Below are 17761 nucleotides of genomic sequence, written 5' to 3' on the forward strand. Positions count from 1 at the left end.
ATGCGTGCAAAACAACTACGTGCAAATCACATGCCAAACAAATTTCCTGGTACTCAACAAAATTTGTTTGAAGCTTTATACCAAACTTTGGTATACATTTGGTATAGTTTTGAACACCACAGCTCATCCAACTCGGACTTCAAGGAGTCATCATGGAAAAACTCAGGCATATCGCACTGTCGGTGGAAGATCCCGAAGCGGCCGCGCAATTCTTCGAACAGGCGTTCGGCATGCGCCGCGCCGGCAATGCCATGCGCGGCGTCTACATGACCGACGGCATCATGAACGTGGCCCTGCTGAACTTCGCCAACGAAACCGTTCCGGGCTATGCCGGGCTCAAGGACGTGCGCGGCGTCATCCACTTCGGCATGTGGGTGGAGAACCTGGAAGAGGCGGAAAAGCGGATCGTGGAAGCGGGCGGCACCTACCTGACGGGCCGCAAGGAAACCGATCCCAATGTGTTCTACGAGGTAAAGTACCGGATGCCCGACGGCACGGTTTTCGACGTCACGGAAAGCGGCTGGCGCGGCGCGGTCAAGGAAGTCCAGCCTGCCTGAAGCGGTGCGCGGCCCCATCCAGGGCACAGCGGATCTGGCTTCGCCAGTCCGCCAGTGCCGCCCCTGGGGGCGCGCGTCAGCGCGTAGGGGGAGGGGCTTTCACCTTCAGGAAAACTCATGCCCACCCAAGTCTTATCCATCATCGCCCTGCCCCCCGCCATGCGCGAAGGGCTGGGCCGCCACTATCAACTGCACGACTGCGCCGGCGGCCCCGATACCGTCGACTGGACCGCTCCGGCGCTCGCACAGGTGCGCGCGGTCGTCACCAACGGTTCGATAGGATTCACCAGCCAGCAGATGGACCGCCTGCCCGGCCTGGCCGTGATCTGCGCCATGGGCGCAGGCACCGAGAACATCGACGTCGAGGCGGCCAAGGCGCGCAACATCGCCGTTACCAACTCCGCCGGCGCCAACGCCGCCACGGTGGCCGACCACGCCCTCGGCCTGGCGCTCGCCCTGGCGCGCGGCTACCGGCCGATCAGCGAGCGGCTGGCCCGGGGCGAAGCCTGGAGCTCGCTGCGCGCGCCCCGGCCCAGCCTGGACAAATCGCGCGTGGGCATCATAGGCATGGGCCAGATCGGCCGCATGGTGGCGGCGCGCGCCGCGGCCTGCGGCGCAGCCATCGCCTATCACGGGCCCTCGGCCAAGAGCGATGCGCCCGGCACCTATTACCCCGACCTGATCGAGATGGCGCGCGACAGCGAGTTCCTGTTCGCCTGCTGCCCCGGCGGGCCGCGCACCCGCCACCTGCTCGACGCCCGGGTATTCGAGGCGCTGGGGCCGCGCGGCTTCGTCATCAACGTCTCGCGCGGCACCGTGCTCAAGACCGCCGACCTGCTGGAAGCGCTGCGCCAGGGCAAGCTGGCCGGCGCCGGGCTGGACGTCCTGGAAGAAGAGCCGGCCCCGCCGCCGGCCCTGGTGAGCGAACTGGCGGGCATGGACAATGTCCTGCTCACGCCGCACATCTCGGGCCGCTCGCCGGCCGCCGTGCTGGTACAGCTGGAAATCCTGCTGGAGAGCCTGGACGATGCGCTGGCCGGACGCCGGCCCCGCTACGCCGTGGACCGCGCCGGCGCCGAAGGCTGACGTTTACAATCGCGGGGTGCCGCACCATCCCGCTTCCCCCTCCCCCTCTCGTTCGCCAGCGCGCCGCCCCGCCCACGGGCGCGGCGCGCTCGTCATGCAGGCCTTGGCCGCGCTGCCGGCGCGCCTTGGCGAAGACTGGCGCACCCGCCCCGAACGCCGCTACCTGATGAGCGCGATCGCCATCTCGATGGCGGCCCACCTCATCCTGTTCGCGCTGCACTTCACCATGCCGCCGCAAGCCCGCTCGCCGGAGCGCGACGCCGGCCTCGAAGTCATCCTGCTCAATGCGGGCACCCGCGAAGCCCCCGCGCATGCCCAACTGCTGGCGCAGGTCGCCAGCGATGGCGGCGGCGATGCCCGCGACGGCCATGCGCGCTCGCCGGTGCCGCGCAGCGCCGCGGCGCGCGACGGCGAGCGCCTGGCGCAATTGCAGCAGCGCCAGGCGGCGCTGGAAGCCCAGCAGCGGGAGCTGGCGGCCGCCCTGGCGCAGCGGCGCGTACCGGCGCCCATGCACGGTACCGCCGGCACCCCGCGCCCGGAACAGAGCGGGTCCGCCGCGCAGGCCGAACAGTTGGCGCGCCGGTTCGCCGAGATTTCCGAACGCATCGACGACTACAACAAGCGGCCGCGCAAGCATTTCTTCGCTCCCTCCACGTCCGAACACCGCTTCGCGGTCTACGTGGAGCAATGGCGCCACCGCATCGAGGAGATCGGCAACCGCAACTACCCGGCGGGCGCCCGCGGCAAAGTCTACGGCTCGCTGCGCATGACGGTCTACGTGCGCAGCGACGGCACGGTCGAAAGCATGGACATCGACAAGCCTTCGGAACATAAAATACTGAACGACGCAGCGCGGCGCACCGTCTCGCTGGCCGCGCCCTTCGCTCCGTTTCCGCCCCAGATCTCGCGCGACACCGACGTCCTGGCGATCACGCGCACCTGGTATTTCACCAACGACACGCTTTCCGCGAAGCCCCGCTGATGTCCTCGACCCGTTCCCGCTATGCCGTCTTCGGCAACCCCGTCGGCCACAGCAAGTCGCCGTGGATACATGCGCGCTTCGCCGCCCAGACCGGCCAGCAGCTGAGCTACGAGGCCATCTGCGCGCCGGTGGACGGCTTTCCCGGCGCGGTGCGCGCGTTCTTCGAGAACGGCGGCGCCGGCGCCAACGTGACCGTGCCGTTCAAACTGCAAGCCTATGAACTCGCCGCGGCCGACCTGAGTCCGCGCGCGCGCGCGGCCGGCGCGGTCAATACCTTGTGGCTCGACGCCGCCGGCCTGCTGCACGGCTGCAATACCGACGGCGTGGGGCTGGTCGCCGACCTGCGCCGGCTCGACGCCCCGCTGGCGGGCGCGCGCGTGCTGGTCGCGGGCGCCGGCGGCGCGGCGCGCGGCATCCTGCTGCCGCTGATCGAAGCCGGCTGCCGCAGCCTGCACATCGCCAACCGCACCCCCGAACGCGCCCGCGAGCTTGCCGCCGCGTTCGGGCAGCATGACGTTCCGGTCCATGGCGGCGGCTATGCCGAGCTGCCGGCCGGGCACGGCTGGGACCTCGTCCTCAACGCCACCGCCAGCAGCCTGGAAGACGCGGCGCCGCCGCTGCCCGCCGGCGCCTATGCGCCCGGCGCCCTCGCCTACGACCTCATGTACGGCGCCCGGCCCACCCGCTTCATGCGGCAGGCGGGCGAGGCCGGCGCGCGCACCGCCGACGGCCTGGGCATGCTGGTAGCGCAGGCGGCCGAGAGCTTCTTCATCTGGCGCGGCGTGCGGCCCGACGCGGCTCCCGTGCTGGCCGAGCTTCGCTCAACTTTCTAATCATGAAACGCGCCTCACGCCCGCAGCGGTCGATGCCGGCGCGCCTGGGCCGGTTCGTGGCGCAAGTGGCCGGCGCGGCGGTGCTGCTGGTGCTGCTCTACCAGGCCTGGCTGTTCGGCTGGGTGGTCTGGTATGCCAGCATGCCGCCGGCCTCGACCTCGGTCATGCGCGCGGAGCTGAGCCGGCTGCAGCAAAAAGACCCCGGCCGCCGCCTGAACTATCAATGGGTGGACTACGAGCGCATCAGCAACCACCTCAAGCGCGCCGCCGTCGCCGCCGAAGACGCCAACTTCCTGGAGCACGGCGGCATAGACTGGGACGCGGTCGAGAAGGCCTATGCGCACAACCGGCAATTGGCCGAAGCCGCCGAACGCGCCCTGGCCCGCGGCCGCCAGCCTTCGTCGCGGCCCATGCGCGGCGGTTCGACCATCACCCAGCAGGTCGCCAAGAACCTGTTCCTGTCGAATTCGCGCAACTACCTGCGCAAAGGCCAGGAGGTCGTCATTACCTACATGATCGAACTGGTGATGAGCAAGCGCCGCATCCTGGAGCTTTACCTCAACGTGGCCGAATGGGGTGAAGGCGTGTTCGGCGCCGAGGCGGCCGCGCGCCATTACTTCGGCACCTCCGCCGCCAATCTGTCTGCCTACCAGGCCGCGCGGCTCGCCTCCATGCTGCCCCGCCCGCGCTTCTACGACAGAAACCGCGGCTCGGCCTATCTGGCCTCGCGCACCGACCGGCTGCTGCGCTGGCTGCCCGGCGCGGCCATCCCCTGATCCGGCGGGGCCGGCCAGCCCATCCGTCGCGCGCCGGCCATGCAATTGCAACCAAAATCGGCCACCATGACCGCCGCGCTGACGAATGCCCACGGGCACGCGTACAATTGCGGCGTCGTCAACTTCGCAGTGCCTGCGCGCTGCTTTCCCGGCATGGCCTCACAGCCACGACCTAGACCCGTACTACCAGCCGGCTTCCCGTTTTCCGGCTTCCGTCCGAGCCCGTTCTGAGCCCGCCCCGGGTGCCAGACCCCAGGCCCGCGCGGGGCCGCTTTGTGTTTTCCCGCGCGATGGTCGAACAAGCAACACATCCCAAATCGCTCGAGCGCAATCGGCTCGAACCCGAAGATGCCCAGGAAGCTCTGGAGCACGTCCAGGAACTGCTGCGGCGCCAGCATCTGGTCGAAGAACTGGTGCACCGGCAGGAAGTCGGCGATACCCGCGCTCCGCTGGTCGAGGCCCTGGTCCAGCGCCAGCACGACGCCGAACTGAGCGCGCTGCTGGAAGACCTGCATCCCGCCGACGTCGCCTTCATCCTCGAATCCCTGCCCAAGGAAGACCGGCAGGTAGTCTGGCAGCTGGTACATGCCGACCGGGTCGGCGAAATCCTGCTCGAAGTCGCCGATTGGGTGCGCGAATCGCTGATCTCCACCATGGATCAGCAAGAACTGGTCGCGGCCACCGAGAACCTCGAAGCCGACGAACTGGCCGACCTGGCCCCCGACCTGCCGCCCGAAGTGGTGGCCGAGGTCCAGAAAGGGCTGACCGACGAAGAACGCGCCCGCCTCACCGAAGTCATGAGCTACCCCGAGAACTCGGTGGGCGCGATCATGGACTTCGAGATGGTGCGCGTGCGCAACGACGTCACGCTGGAAGTGGTGCTGCGCTATCTGCGCCGGCTCAACGAGCTGCCCGACCATACCGACCAGATCTTCGTGGTGGACCGCCTCGACAAGCTGCAAGGCAGTCTGCCCATCAACCGCCTGATCGTCAGCGACCCCGACACCCAGGTCACCGACGTCATGGATACCGAGATCCTGACGCTCGCCCCGCTGGACGAGGCCGACGAAGCCGCCGCGGCGTTCGAGCGCTACGACCTGGTCTCGGCGCCGGTGGTGGACGCGATCGGCCGCCTGATCGGCCGCGTGACCGTGAACGAAGTCGTGGACGTGATCCGCGAGGCCTCCGACGAACAGGCCCTGTCCAAGGCCGGCCTGCAGGAAGAAGACATCTTCGCGCCCATCGCCCAGGCCATCCGCAACCGCGCGCCGTGGCTGCTGATCAACCTATGCACGGCCTCGGTCGCCGCCTTCGTGGCTTCGCGCTTCGAAGACACCGTCGGGCACATCGTCATCCTGGCCTTTCTGATGTCCATCGTCGCCGGCATAGGCGGCAACTCCGGCAACCAGACCATGACGCTGATCATCCGCGCGCTGGCCGTCGGCCGGATCAACGCGGCCAACGTCGGCAAGCTGGTCCGGCGCGAGCTGCAGATCGCCGTGCTGGTCGGCCTCGGCGGCGGCCTGGTCGCGGCCCTGTTCGCCTGGGCCATCTCGGGCCGCTATTCGCTCGGCCTGGTCATGATGGCCGCCATGGTGCTGAACCTGCTGGTCGGCGCCAGCATCGGCATGCTGGTGCCGCTGGCCCGCAACCGCTTCGGCAAGGATCCGGCCATCGGCTCGTCGGTGCTGCTGACCTTCGCCACGGACACGATGGGGTTCTTCATCTTCCTCGGGCTGGCGACGGTATTCCTGCTGTAGGCGGTGCCGCCCCTGTCGCGCGCGGCGGGGAGCGGCAAGGAGAACCCGGCGATCAATCGACCTGGATGTTGCGGGCCTTGATCAGCTGGGCCCAGCGCGCCTGTTCCGACCGCATCAGCGCGGCCATCTCGGCAGGCTGGTCCAGGGCCGGCTGGGAGCCGATGTCCTTGAGCGCCTTGACCAGTTCCGGCTCCGCCAGGGCGCGGCCGAGGGCCGCGTGCACGGCGGCGACGCGGTCGGCGGACATGCCGGCGGGACCCAGCACGCCGAACCAACTCACGCCGTCCACGCCGGGATAGCCCTGCTCGGCGATCGTCGGGATGTCCGGAGCAGAGGCGCTGCGTTCGGCGCCGACCAGGCCGAGCGCCTTGACCCTGCCGCTCTGGAGCAGCGGCAGGGCGGCGGGCAGGTCGACGAACACCCCGGCGATCTGCCCGCCCATCACGTCCGTCAAGGCCGGCGCCACGCCTTTGTAGGGCACGTGGACGAAGTTGCCCCGGGTCGCGTCCTTCATCAGCTCCATGTAGAGATGGGTAATGTTGCCGGTTCCCGCCGAGCCGATGGCGACGGGCGCCGACGACTTCTGCGCATAGGCGACGAATTCCTTCATGTTGTTCGCGGGCAGTTGCCTGCCCACGAGCAGCGCCGAGCCATTGGCCACCACGCGGCCGATGGGGCTCAGGTCCTTGAGCGGGTCGTAGCTCAAGTCCTTGTAGAGCACCGGGCTGATGGTCAGCATGCCGGAAGTGGCGAACAGCAGGGTCGAACCGTCGGGCGCCGCCTTGGCGACCGCCTGCACGCCGATGACGCCGTTGGCCCCCGGGCGGTTGTCGATGATGACGGTGGCGTCCATCTGCGGACCCAGGCGCTCGCCCAACTTGCGGGCAATGAGATCGGCCGGCCCGCCGGGCGAGAACGGGACGACCATCCTGATCTGCCGCGGCTGGGATTGGGCGGACGCGGCGCCCGCCAGCGACGCCAGGACGAGCACGGCGCACCCGATGGCGCGAAATGGAAGAACGTTGCGGTGGTTCATGATTTTCCTTGCACTGTGTATGCCGGGGATCGATCCGGGCGGACGCTCCCGGACCGCAGAACACGATGGACGCGTCACGCCGCGCGCCGTACCACGCCCACGCCCGGCCCTGCCGGCACGTGGAGGAACCCGTCCTCCACCTTCAGTCCCTCGAAGGGATCGTTCAGGAGCTTCTGGAATTCGGCCAGTTCGCACGCGTAGGTGATGTTGGGCAGCGCCGCCGCCAGGTGCAGGGCATGGGCGGCCAGCAGCTGGCTGCCCACGTTCGCCCCCATCCGGCATCCCAGGTGCGCCACTTCGCAGACCCGGGCGGCGGTCTGGACCGCCCGGAGCCCGCCCATCTTCGGCACCTTCAGGCTGATCGCGTTGACCGAGCGGCTCGCCGCCAGCCGGTAGGTCGACGACGCGCAGTACGCGCTTTCATCGGCCTCGATCGCGATGCTGGAGACCCGCGTGACTTCCTGCAGGCCGTCCAGGTCGTCCGCCCGCACCGGCTGCTCGATGATGTCGACGTCGAACTCCACCGCCCGCTGCGCGAAGACGATGGCGTCCTTGGCCCGGTACGACTGATTGGGGTCGGCCACCAGCCTGACCGCGTCGCCCACCTGGCGCCGCACGGCGCGCAGGCGCTCGATGTCCTCGCGCACGCTGCCGCCGACCTTGAGCTTCAAGTGCGTATAGCCCTGGTCCACCAGGCGCTGGGCGCGCTCGGCCATCTCGGGCGGCGTCTTCAGGCCCAGCATGCGGCAGATCGCGATGCGGTCGGTCGTCTTGCCGCCGAGCAGCTCGTACAGCGGCACGCCGAGCAGGCGCGCCTTGAGGTCGTGCAGGGCGCAATCGATGGCCGCCTTGGCCGGGTTGTTGCCGACCAGGGCCGCCTGTACGTGCGCCAGGTTGGCCTCGATCGCCAGCGCGTCCTGGCCGACCAGCGCCGGGCAGATGCGCCGCAAGGCCCCTTCCACGCCCATGGCCGTGGCCGCCAGGTGGGGGAAAGCCGCGGCGTAGCCCCAGCCCTCGGTGCCGTCCTCGGCAGTCAGGGTCAGCAGGCAGGCGTCGTTGGTCGGATAGGCCTGGCCGGCGAACTTCCAGTTCGGATCCTCGTCGGGCAGGCTGAGGTGTTCGATGGTAAACGAGGTAATCTGCAAGGCGCTCTCCTGCGCGTCAGGGGGATGCGAACCACTCTATCAGCGGGTGCGCCGTGCGATCATTCGTATTCGGGCGCCCGGTCTAACCAAATGGTTATGAGCCTGGCCGGCCCATCATTGGGAACCGCCATGGAGATCGAGCGATCCATCGAGCGCGTGCTGACCACCCAGGTCAAGCTGCGCCATCTGCTCATGCTGAAAACCGTGGCCGAGTGCGGCACGGTCTCGCGTGCCGCCGAACAGCTGCACATGTCGCAGCCGGCCGTATCCAAGACCATCCACGAACTGGAATCGCTGCTGGGCGAACGGCTGCTCGAACGCACGGCCCGAGGCGTGGTGCCGACCGTCTTCGGCGGCTACGTGTTGCGCTACGCGCGCTCGCTCCATGCGGAAATCAAGCGCGCCGCCGAAGAGCTGACGGCGCTGCGGCAAGGCGCCGGCGGACGGCTCACGGTGGGAAGCTATATGGTGGCGCTGCCCTCGCTGGTGCCGCGCGCGCTGTCCTTGTTCCTGGCGGGCGGAGACGGCCCCCGGGTTTCGGTCGTCGACGGCAGCAAGGAGAAACTGCTGAGCGGGCTGCAGGCGGGCGAAATCGACATCGTCGTCGGCCGCATGGCCGAACAGGAACACCCCGACACCTACCGCCAGATCCCGCTGTATTTCGAGCCCATGGTACTGGTGGCCGGACGGCAGAATCCGCTGGCGGCCCAGGCCGCGCTCACGCCCGCCGACCTGGCGGTGCAGGAATGGGTCATGCCCCATGCCAGCAGCGTGGCCCGCGCGCCGATACACATGTTCTTCGCCCGCGAAGGCCTGGACCTGCCCCGCCGCATCGTCGAAACGCTGTCCTTCCCCCTCATCCGCGCCCTGCTCCTGCAGCGCGACATGGTCGCCGCCCTGCCCTGGCAGATCGTCCAGGCCGACATCGAACTCGGCATCCTCGCCAGATTGCCCATCGACATCGGCTATCCCGCCCTGCCCGTGGGCATCATCCTCAACACGGGCAGCACGCTGTCCGCGGCGGGCCAGCGCATGGTGGACAGCCTGCGGCTGGCGGCGAGCGAACTGTTCCACTCGCCGCAGGCGCGCTAGCCGCGGCCCGGCGGCCAGGCATCGCCCGCGGACGCTAGTTTCCTTCGGCCGACGCCGGCGCGGCGGCGGGATTCCACTGCCCGCGCCGCATGCGCGAAATGCGCACGCTCTTGAACAGCCCGGCCTTGCGGAACGGCTCGTTCAGGGAAAAAGCCTCGGCCTCGGCATAGCCGGGCACGTTCAGGATCAGCACGCTGCCGGTGCGCCGCACGCCATCTTCGGCCAGCATCGCGCCGCCGAGAACCAGCTGGTCCTCGAACCGCGCCAAATACGCCAGATGGTCCGGCTTGACCCGGGCCCGGATCTCCGCGGCGCCCTCGTCCCTGTCTTCTTGATAAATGATGTAAAGCATGCGCGCTCCTGTCGAAAACGGCCATCTTAGGCGGCGCGGCGCCCGCTCCGCATTCCTGTTTCGGCCCCGCCCCCAACCAGACGGTTATGGCTGCGGCCCAAGATTTCAGGCCGGCGGACCGCTGCAGGCGGGACAATTTCCTCTGCTCCACGACCAGGAAAACTTCGCCATGTCCACGTCCACAGCCGACCGCCTGCGCGCGCTCGGCATCGCTCTTCCCCCGGCGCCGCGCGCACGCGCGGCCCGCATCCGCATGACCCGCCGGCTGGGGAACCTGTTGTACGTCTCGGGCCAGCTGGCCAGCACCGGCACGGCACTGCACGTCGGCCGCGTGGGCGACACGATGACGCTGGAACAAGCGCAGCATGCCGCGCGCGCCAGCGCATTGAACGTGCTGGCGCAGGCCCACGAATCCCTGCCGGGCGGACTGGACGACATTCTGTCCGTCGTCAATCTGCGCGGCTTCGTCGCCGCCACGCCGGATTTCGTGCAGATCGCCGACGTGGTCAACGGCGCCTCGGACCTGATAATGGAAGTATTCGGCGAGGCGGGCGCCCACACCCGCACGGCGGTAGGCGTGGCCAGCATGCCGCACGGGGTGGTGGTGGAGATCGAGGCGATGTTCGAGGTGAGCCCACCCCCTACCCGCTGCGCGGGCCCCCTCTAGGGGGCGACGCGAGCGGACCGGCGGAGCCGGATCCCCGGCCCCCGCGCGGCGCGTTCTGGCTGCGCCGGGACGAGGCGCGGTATTCTTGCCCCAGTCCTCTCTCCAGCCAGGAACAGCCATGCCCGCGACCCGACCCGGCGATGCCTATGAAGTGCGCACCATGCAGCCTGCCGAAGTGGCGCTGGCGGTGGACTGGGCAGCCGGCGAAGGCTGGAATCCCGGCCTGCAGGACGCCGACAGCTTCCTCGCGGCCGACGCGGACGGGTTCTGGATCGGGCTGCACGGCGGCAGGCCGGCAAGCTGCCTGTCGGCCGTCCGCTATGGCGCAGGCTTCGGCTTCATCGGCTTCTACATCGTCCATCCCGATTACCGGGGGCGCGGCTATGGCCTGCGCCTGTGGCAAGCCGCGCTCGATGCCCTGGGCGGCGCGCGCACGCTGGGCCTGGACGGCGTAGTCGAGCGACAGCACGATTACCGGCGCAGCGGGTTCGAACTGGCGCACCGGAACATCCGCTTCGGCGGCATCGCGGCGCCCCGCCCCCGGGCCGGAACGCCGCGGGACATCGTGCCGCTTTCGGCAGTGGCGCTGGGCGACGTCCTGGCTTACGATCGCCCCTGCTTCCCCGCGCCGCGGGAAGATTTCCTGCGGGCCTGGCTGGCCCAGCCCGGCATGATCGGGCGCGCCTGGATGCCGGGCGGCAGCCTGGCCGGCTATGGCGTGGCGCGCCCGTGCCGGCAGGGCTGGAAAATCGGCCCGCTGTTCGCCGACACGCCGGCGGGCGCCGACGCGCTCGCGCACGCCCTGGTGGACGCGCTGCCGCCGGGCTCGCCGTATTGGCTGGACGTCCCGGCCCCGAATGCGCACGCGCTGGCGCTGGCCGACCGGCTGCAACTGGTCCAGAGCTTCGAGACCGCCCGCATGTACCGCGGCGCCGCGCCGGACCTGCCCCTGGACCGGATCTACGGGATCACGTCGTTCGAGCTGGGCTGACCGAAGACGGCGCCGCTCCCGCCGCCACCGCGGCTTCGTGCCCTGCCGCCTGGAGCCGGTCGAGCCCCATTGCCTGCCGGTAGGCTTGTGCGACAGCCTCGGGCTGTCCCGCCTGGAAGGGGTAATGGAACAGGTGGCGGCCGAAGATGGGATGCGCGCGCAGTTCGTCCAGCGGCAACCCTTCCGTGAAGATTTCACGATGCGCCATGGGCAGGACGATTCGCCGATTCTTGTCCGGGTCGCGCAGCAGCCCCTTCGGATCCGCTCCCGCAGCGACTGCCTCGAGCTCCTCGAAGAACCTGCGGCGGATCATGGTGATGCCTTTGTCGCTGGGGCTCAGCATCTCGAGGCTGCGGTCGGCGACGACGCCCTGTCCCACCCAGGCGACGAAGTCCTGGTTCATCACGTGGGAACTGATCCAGCTGCCCTCGTCGTCCCGGATCGGGCCGTACCAGGTCGGAATGGACTCCTGCGCGTAAGGCTCGGCCTCCCTGGGCACGCGCGTGAACGACCAGCAGACGCTCAGCGTGTGTTCATCGTCGATCGGCACGCGCCATTCGAAGTGGTCTCCGAGGAAGACCCCGTTCGGCCACAGGCACACGCGCCCCACGGCCCATAGCGGATCCTGCCTGGTCGCATTGCCGCGCACCCGCTTATAGAGGAATCCGTGTTCGAACTCCTCGAAGCCCACCTCTTTGTGAGGCGCGGAATAGGGATGCAGCACGCCCTTCTGCCGAAGGCTCCAGTTGTTGTGCATCCATTCGAAATGCACCGGGTCGATGGAGTTTTCCTGGCACTGGAACCAGTTGCAGGGAATCTCGGAAAGCACGATCTGGCGAAAGCCGTTGGGCCACGAGAAAGCTTCCCAATCCGGCAGTTCCGGCGCCGGCTGCGGTCCCATGTAGGCCCATAGCAGGCCGCCTTTCTCGGCCACCGGATAGGCCTTCAAATGCACCCGCTCCTTCATCCGCGCATCGGCGTGCGCAACGTCTTCGTAGGGCTGCTCGATACAGGCGCCCGTGCTGTCGAAGCACCAGCCGTGATAGTTGCACCGTATGCCTTCGCGTTCGGGAAAGCCGTAGCTCAGGTCGGCCCGCCGGTGCGCGCAATGGCGGTCCACCAGGCCCCAGTTGCCGCTCAGGTCCCGGTACATCACCAGGTCTTCGCCAAAGAGCCGCAGCGCCTTGGTGGCCCGGCGGTCGAACTCGGTGACCCCGGCCACCGGCATCCAATAGCGGCGCAACAGATCTCCCATGGGAGTGCCCGGCCCGACACGGGTCAACAACGCGTTTTTCTCTGCATTCAGCATGGGTTCCTCTGAGGTTGGCCCCCTGCGCGCGTTGCGCGTCCCTCGGGGGGCTCTGCTTGCGGAGCGGCGAAGCCGGATCCGCCGTGCCCTGGGTCGGGCAATGCTTTATCGGAATGTTATTTAATATATATCATACATAACCATTGCGCCAAGCCGATGTGCGGACGGGATGAATGAGGCGGCGGCCGGGATGGCCGGTGGGCAGTCCTATAATGCTCCGGGCTGCTTTTACCGCGCACAAAGGATCCGTATTGGCCAGCAAACCCTCCCGATCGTCGCCCGCCTGGGCCAGTCTTCCCAACGAAACCCTGTCCGGCGGGATCGTGGCGCAGATACGCACGGCAGTCTTCAATCGCGAGATCAAGGCAGGCGAGTTCCTCGGCAGCGAGGCGGCGCTCTCGGAACAATTCGGCGTCAGCCGCATGGCGGCGCGCGACGCGCTGCGCACGCTGGAAGGCCTGGGCATCGTCGAAATCAGAATGGGCGCGCGCGGCGGCGTCTGGGTGGCGCAGGGCGACCCGGACCGGCTGGCCGATGCGCTGGCCATACACCTGAAACTGATCGACGTCAGCTCGGGGGAAGTCTTCGATGCGCAAATGGCGATCGAGGAAAAGGCTGCCGGCCTGGCAGCCGAACGGCGCAACGACGCCGATCTGGACGACCTGCGCGCCAAGCTGGATGAACTCGCAGCGCTCAAGGCGGATCTCGACCGCTTCGCCGATGCCTCGATGCGTTTCCACGAAGGCATCGTGCTCGCCGCCCACAGCCGCATCCTGCTGGCCCAGTTCCGCGCGCTCAGCCTGGTGCTCGGCCCGGTATTGCGGCCGCACCTGACCTCCGCCTCGGCGACGCGCATCGTGCGCCATCACAAGCTGCTGCTGGAGGCCATCGAAACCGGCGATGCACAGCAGGCCGCCCAGATCATGCGCGACAGGCTCGCCTACCAGCGCGTCAAGACGATCTCCGTCGAGAACCGCAAAACGCAGTCATAAGCCGCCGCCGCGCCACGCATTTCCCGGGCCGCCACGGCCACGGGCCACCGGCCGTTCTCCTTTCGTCTCCGCTGGACGGCGCTGTTGCGTCCGCGGCTTCGCGGATGCGCCGCGGGCGACGATGACAACACGCTTTACATTGTCGAGCGGTACGCGTAGTGTATATATATCATACTTAAAAATACGATCCTGATCGTCCCGGACGCCAGAAGCCGGGCGATTGCGCGCCCGACCGCATGACAAAACATCACGGAGACAAGCATGAAGCAGGTTTCAACATTCGTTCCGGCCGTGGCGGCGGCGTGCCTGGCCGCCTGTAGCATAGGCGCGCAAGCGGAAGAAGCAGCAGCCTACCCGCAGCGCACCATCAAGATCGTCGTTCCCTACAGCCCCGGCACGAGCGCCGACAACATCGCGCGCCGCGCCGCCGAATATCTTTCCCGCAGCCTGGGACAGAATGTCTACGTGGAGAACCGCTCCGGCGCGAGCGGCGTCGTCGGCACCTCCTATGCCGCCAACGCGGCGCCCGATGGCTATACGCTGATGGCCGGCCCCACCACCCTGGTCATCACCCCCGCCTTCCGCGCGACGCCCTACGATCCCGTCAAGAGCTTCACGCCGATCGGCCAGATCGCGGAAAGCGCGCAAGTCATCGTGACGGGCGCCGCCACGCCGGCCGGCACCTTCCCCGAACTGGTGTCCTACCTCAAGGCGCAAGGCGACGGCGCCTCGTACGCATCGCCCGGCATCGCGTCCACCGCGCACTTGTACTCGACCGTGCTGCAGAACATAGTGGGAACGAAGATGCGCCACATCCCCGCCGGCAGCCTGAACAGCGCCATCATGGATATCGTGCAGGGCAGCGTCAGCATGATGATCGCGCCGATCGAGGCGGCGCGCCCGTTCATTGCGTCAGGCAAGCTCAAGGCCATCGCGCAGACGGGCGCCAGCCGCTCGCCCCTCTTGCCCGAAACGCCCACCCTGGCCGAACAGGGCTACCGGGATTACCAGCTTGCCGTGTGGATAGGCCTGTATGCGCCCAAGGGTACGCCTGCCGGGATCGTCGACAGGATCAATCGCGAACTGCGCGCCGGGTTCGGCACGGAAGCGATCCGCGCCGAACTGGCCAATACGGGCTTTACCGTGGCGCTCGGATCGCCGGAAGATCTCGGCACGCTCACGCGCACCGAATTCGACCGCTGGCGCCAGGTCATCAAGTCCGAGGGAATCAGTCCTGAATAGGTCCCCCCCCTACGCGCTGACGCGCGCCCCCCCAAGGGGGCGGCACTGGCGGACCGGCAAAGCCGGATCCGCTGTGCCCTGGGTTTAACCTGACGAGCCTCGTGGGGTGGTGGCGGGCGGTCGGATCCACGCCTTCCCGGGACGGATGAGGTGTATCTGGATCAGCTCAGCTTGCCGTGGCACTGCTTGTACTTCTTGCCGCTGCCGCAGGGGCAAGGGTCGTTGCGGCCGACCTTGGGCAGCACGTTGCGCAGCGGTTCCTGGCCCGAACCCGATGTGGCGTTGGCGCTTGCCAGGGCCTCGTCGTAGTCGGAGTGGTGGTACTGGACGTTCTGCACTTGCGCATGGGCGGCGTCCTGTTCGGCCTGCTCGACCTGTTCGGCCGACTGCACGCGCACGGTCATCAGCACCTTGACCACGTCGTTGCGGATCCGGTCCAGCATGGCCGAGAACAGTTCGAAAGCCTCGCGCTTGTATTCCTGCTTGGGGTTCTTCTGCGCATAGCCGCGCAGGTGGATGCCCTGGCGCAGGTGGTCGAGCATGGACAGGTGCTCGCGCCAATGCGTGTCGATGGACTGCAGCACGATCGAGCGCTCGAACTGGCTCCACATTTCCGCACCCACCAGCGCCACCTTGGCGTCGTAGGCCTCGGCCGCGGCCTTGAGCACGCGCTCGAGCAGGTCGTCGTCGGTCAGGGAGCTCTCGGATTCGAGCGCGGCGGCCAGCGGCACGGCCACTTGCCAATCCAGTTCCAGCGCCTTTTCCAGGCCGGGTACGTCCCACTGCTCTTCGACCGAATCGGCCGGCACGAAATTGCGCACCACCTCGGTGAAGGCGGCGCCGCGCAGGTTGGCGACCACGTCGGAGACCGATGCGGCCTCCAGCACTTCGTTGCGCTGGGAATAGATGACCTTGCGCTGGTCGTTGGCGACGTCGTCGTATTCGAGCAGCTGCTTGCGGATGTCGAAGTTGCGGGCTTCGACCTTGCGCTGCGCCGACTCGATCGAGCGAGTGACCATGCCCGCCTCGATGGGCTCGCCCTCGGGCAGCTTCAGGCGTTCCATGATGGCGCGCACGCGGTCGCCCGCGAAGATGCGCATCAGCGAATCGTCCAGCGAGAGGTAGAAACGCGACGAACCCGGATCGCCCTGGCGGCCGGCGCGGCCGCGCAGCTGGTTGTCGATACGGCGCGACTCGTGACGCTCGGTGCCGATGATGCGCAGGCCGCCCGCGGCCTTGACCTGCTCGTTCAGCGGCTTCCATTCGTCGCGCACCTTGGCGATGCGCGCCTCTTTTTCTTCCTCGGAACTCGACTCGTCGGAGCGGATCAGATCGACCTGCTTGTCCACGCTGCCGCCCAGCACGATGTCGGTGCCGCGGCCGGCCATGTTGGTGGCGATGGTGATGTGGCCCGGCTTGCCGGCCTCGGCCACGATCTCGGCCTCGCGCGCATGCTGCTTGGCGTTGAGCACGTCGTGCTTGAGGCCGGCCTTGGTCAGCAGGGCCGACAGCACCTCGGAGTTCTCGATGCTGGTGGTGCCGACCAGCACCGGCTGGCCGCGCTTCTGGCACTCGCGGATGTCGTCCAGGATGGCGTTGTACTTTTCCTTGTCGGTCTTGAAGACCTGGTCGTTCTGGTCGACGCGGATCATGGGCCGGTTGGTCGGCATGATCACGGTCTCCAGGCGGTAGATCTCCTGGAACTCGTAGGCTTCGGTGTCGGCCGTGCCGGTCATGCCGGCCAGCTTCTCGTACATCCGGAAGTAGTTCTGGAAGGTGATCGAGGCGAGCGTCTGGTTCTCGTTCTGGATCTTGGCGCCTTCCTTGGCCTCGACCGCCTGGTGCAGGCCGTCGGACCAGCGGCGGCCCACCATCAGGCGGCCGGTGAATTCGTCGACGATGACGACTTCGCCGTCCTGCACCACGTAGTGCTGGTCGCGGAAGAACAGGTTGTGCGCCCGCAGCGCGGCCATCAGGTGATGCATCAGGCTGATGTGGCGCGGTTCGTACAGCGACTCGCCCTCGGGCAGCAGGCCCTGGCGCTCGAGGATCTGCTCGGCCTTCTCGTGGCCGGCCTCGGAGAGATAGACCTGGTGGCTCTTCTCGTCCACCCAGAAATCGCCTTCGGGCTCGGGCTCGTTGGTTTTGGGCTCGGAAGCCATCCGGGTGAGCAGCGGCGGCACCGCGTTCATCCGGATGTACATCTCGGTATGGTCTTCGGCCTGGCCGGAGATGATCAGCGGCGTGCGCGCCTCGTCGATCAGGATCGAATCGACCTCGTCGACCACCGCGTAGAACAGCGCGCGCTGGCGGCGGTCCTCGACGCGGTACTCCATGTTGTCGCGCAGGTAGTCGAAGCCGAACTCGTTATTGGTGCCGTAGGTGATGTCGGCCTGGTAGGCAGCCTTCTTCTCCTCGTTGGGCTGTTGCGAGACGACCACGCCCACCGTCAGGCCCAGGAAGCGGTACAGCCGTCCCATCCAGTCCGAGTCGCGCTGCGCCAGGTAGTCGTTGACCGTGACCACGTGCACGCCCTTGCCGGCGATGGCGTTCAGGTAGGTCGGCAGCGTCGCCACCAGCGTCTTGCCTTCGCCGGTGCGCATTTCCGCGATGCGGCCGGAGTGCAGCACGATGCCGCCCAGCAGCTGGACGTCGAAATGCCGCATCCCGAGCACGCGCTTGCCGCCTTCGCGCACCACGGCAAAGGCCTCGGGCAGCAGGTCGTCCAGGGATTCGCCGTTCTGGTGGCGCTGCTGGAACTCCTTCGTACGAGCCACAAGCTGCTCGTCGCTGAGCGCGGCCGTCTGGGACTCCAGCGCATTGATGCGATCGACCAACTTGCCGTACTGCTTCAGCAGCCGATCGTTGCGGCTACCGAAAATTTTCTTGAGCAGAGAGGAAACCATGCGCGATATTTGCAAGCACCAGGGCGCCAGATGAA

The 17761-nt window shown here is 67.8% G+C and carries 16 protein-coding genes; 11 read left to right on the forward strand and 5 right to left on the reverse strand.

Annotation, left to right across the window (positions count from 1 at the left end; all coding sequences use genetic code 11):
• Nucleotides 1–152: 152 nt before the first annotated feature.
• From PIGHUM_RS07955 to mgtE, 6 genes are all read left to right on the forward strand, one after another.
• Nucleotides 153–557 (forward strand): VOC family protein, encoded by a 405-nt coding sequence (locus PIGHUM_RS07955; protein WP_124078948.1) that lies wholly within the window; start codon nucleotides 153–155, stop codon nucleotides 555–557.
• Nucleotides 558–674: 117 nt separating this feature from the next.
• Nucleotides 675–1643 (forward strand): NAD(P)-dependent oxidoreductase, encoded by a 969-nt coding sequence (locus tag PIGHUM_RS07960; RefSeq protein ID WP_124078949.1) that lies wholly within the window; start codon nucleotides 675–677, stop codon nucleotides 1641–1643.
• A gap of 94 nt (nucleotides 1644–1737) precedes the next feature.
• Entirely contained in the window at nucleotides 1738–2625 is an 888-nt protein-coding gene (locus PIGHUM_RS07965) for a TonB family protein (RefSeq protein ID WP_124078951.1), read from the forward strand.
• Complete coding sequence (gene aroE, locus PIGHUM_RS07970) at nucleotides 2625–3458, forward strand: shikimate dehydrogenase (protein WP_124078953.1); 834 nt, start codon at nucleotides 2625–2627, stop codon at nucleotides 3456–3458. Before PIGHUM_RS07965 ends, aroE begins: the two co-directional genes overlap by 1 nt.
• A 2-nt stretch (nucleotides 3459–3460) precedes the next feature.
• On the forward strand, nucleotides 3461–4234 hold the full coding sequence (gene mtgA / locus PIGHUM_RS07975) for a monofunctional biosynthetic peptidoglycan transglycosylase (RefSeq protein WP_425466694.1): 774 nt from the start codon (nucleotides 3461–3463) through the stop codon (nucleotides 4232–4234).
• Between the two features lie 290 nt (nucleotides 4235–4524).
• Nucleotides 4525–5994: a magnesium transporter gene (gene mgtE / locus PIGHUM_RS07980; protein WP_124078955.1), complete on the forward strand. Its 1470-nt coding sequence runs from the start codon at nucleotides 4525–4527 to the stop codon at nucleotides 5992–5994.
• A 52-nt stretch (nucleotides 5995–6046) separates the two neighbouring features.
• Here the strand turns inward: mgtE and PIGHUM_RS07985 are convergent, their stop codons facing one another.
• On the reverse strand, nucleotides 6047–7030 hold the full coding sequence (locus tag PIGHUM_RS07985; RefSeq protein ID WP_124078956.1) for a Bug family tripartite tricarboxylate transporter substrate binding protein: 984 nt from the start codon (nucleotides 7028–7030) through the stop codon (nucleotides 6047–6049).
• A gap of 74 nt (nucleotides 7031–7104) precedes the next feature.
• Nucleotides 7105–8175: a mandelate racemase/muconate lactonizing enzyme family protein gene (locus tag PIGHUM_RS07990; protein WP_124078959.1), complete on the reverse strand. Its 1071-nt coding sequence runs from the start codon at nucleotides 8173–8175 to the stop codon at nucleotides 7105–7107.
• Between the two features lie 129 nt (nucleotides 8176–8304).
• On the opposite strand from PIGHUM_RS07990, the gene PIGHUM_RS07995 reads away from it, so the two are divergent.
• Nucleotides 8305–9267 carry a LysR substrate-binding domain-containing protein gene (locus PIGHUM_RS07995; RefSeq protein ID WP_160142199.1) on the forward strand — a complete coding sequence of 321 codons (963 nt, stop codon included), beginning with the start codon at nucleotides 8305–8307 and terminating at the stop codon, nucleotides 9265–9267.
• Between the two features lie 34 nt (nucleotides 9268–9301).
• Here PIGHUM_RS07995 and PIGHUM_RS08000 read toward each other — a convergent pair whose 3' ends face one another.
• Complete coding sequence (locus PIGHUM_RS08000) at nucleotides 9302–9619, reverse strand: YciI family protein (RefSeq protein WP_124078962.1); 318 nt, start codon at nucleotides 9617–9619, stop codon at nucleotides 9302–9304.
• 169 nt (nucleotides 9620–9788) lie between these two features.
• Between PIGHUM_RS08000 and PIGHUM_RS08005 the strand changes: the two genes are divergently transcribed.
• Together PIGHUM_RS08005 and PIGHUM_RS08010 are read left to right on the forward strand one after the other, a co-directional pair.
• Complete coding sequence (locus tag PIGHUM_RS08005; RefSeq protein WP_124078964.1) at nucleotides 9789–10286, forward strand: RidA family protein; 498 nt, start codon at nucleotides 9789–9791, stop codon at nucleotides 10284–10286.
• A gap of 118 nt (nucleotides 10287–10404) precedes the next feature.
• On the forward strand, nucleotides 10405–11277 hold the full coding sequence (locus PIGHUM_RS08010) for a GNAT family N-acetyltransferase (RefSeq protein WP_124078965.1): 873 nt from the start codon (nucleotides 10405–10407) through the stop codon (nucleotides 11275–11277).
• Here PIGHUM_RS08010 and PIGHUM_RS08015 read toward each other — a convergent pair.
• Complete coding sequence (locus PIGHUM_RS08015) at nucleotides 11255–12532, reverse strand: aromatic ring-hydroxylating oxygenase subunit alpha (RefSeq protein ID WP_246013021.1); 1278 nt, start codon at nucleotides 12530–12532, stop codon at nucleotides 11255–11257. The two genes, PIGHUM_RS08010 and PIGHUM_RS08015, sit on opposite strands and share 23 nt — an antisense overlap.
• A 305-nt stretch (nucleotides 12533–12837) precedes the next feature.
• Between PIGHUM_RS08015 and PIGHUM_RS08020 the strand changes: the two genes are divergently transcribed.
• On the forward strand, nucleotides 12838–13578 hold the full coding sequence (locus PIGHUM_RS08020; RefSeq protein ID WP_160142200.1) for a FadR/GntR family transcriptional regulator: 741 nt from the start codon (nucleotides 12838–12840) through the stop codon (nucleotides 13576–13578).
• Between the two features lie 261 nt (nucleotides 13579–13839).
• A complete protein-coding gene (locus tag PIGHUM_RS08025; RefSeq protein ID WP_124078970.1) occupies nucleotides 13840–14820 on the forward strand; it encodes a Bug family tripartite tricarboxylate transporter substrate binding protein in 981 nt (326 codons plus the stop codon).
• Between the two features lie 161 nt (nucleotides 14821–14981).
• Here PIGHUM_RS08025 and secA read toward each other — a convergent pair whose 3' ends face one another.
• Entirely contained in the window at nucleotides 14982–17726 is a 2745-nt protein-coding gene (gene secA / locus PIGHUM_RS08030; RefSeq protein WP_124078972.1) for a preprotein translocase subunit SecA, read from the reverse strand.
• Nucleotides 17727–17761 lie beyond the last annotated feature (35 nt).

The sequence above is a fragment of the Pigmentiphaga humi genome (assembly GCF_900606115.1).
Classification (GTDB): Bacteria; Pseudomonadota; Gammaproteobacteria; order Burkholderiales; family Burkholderiaceae_B; genus Pigmentiphaga; species Pigmentiphaga humi.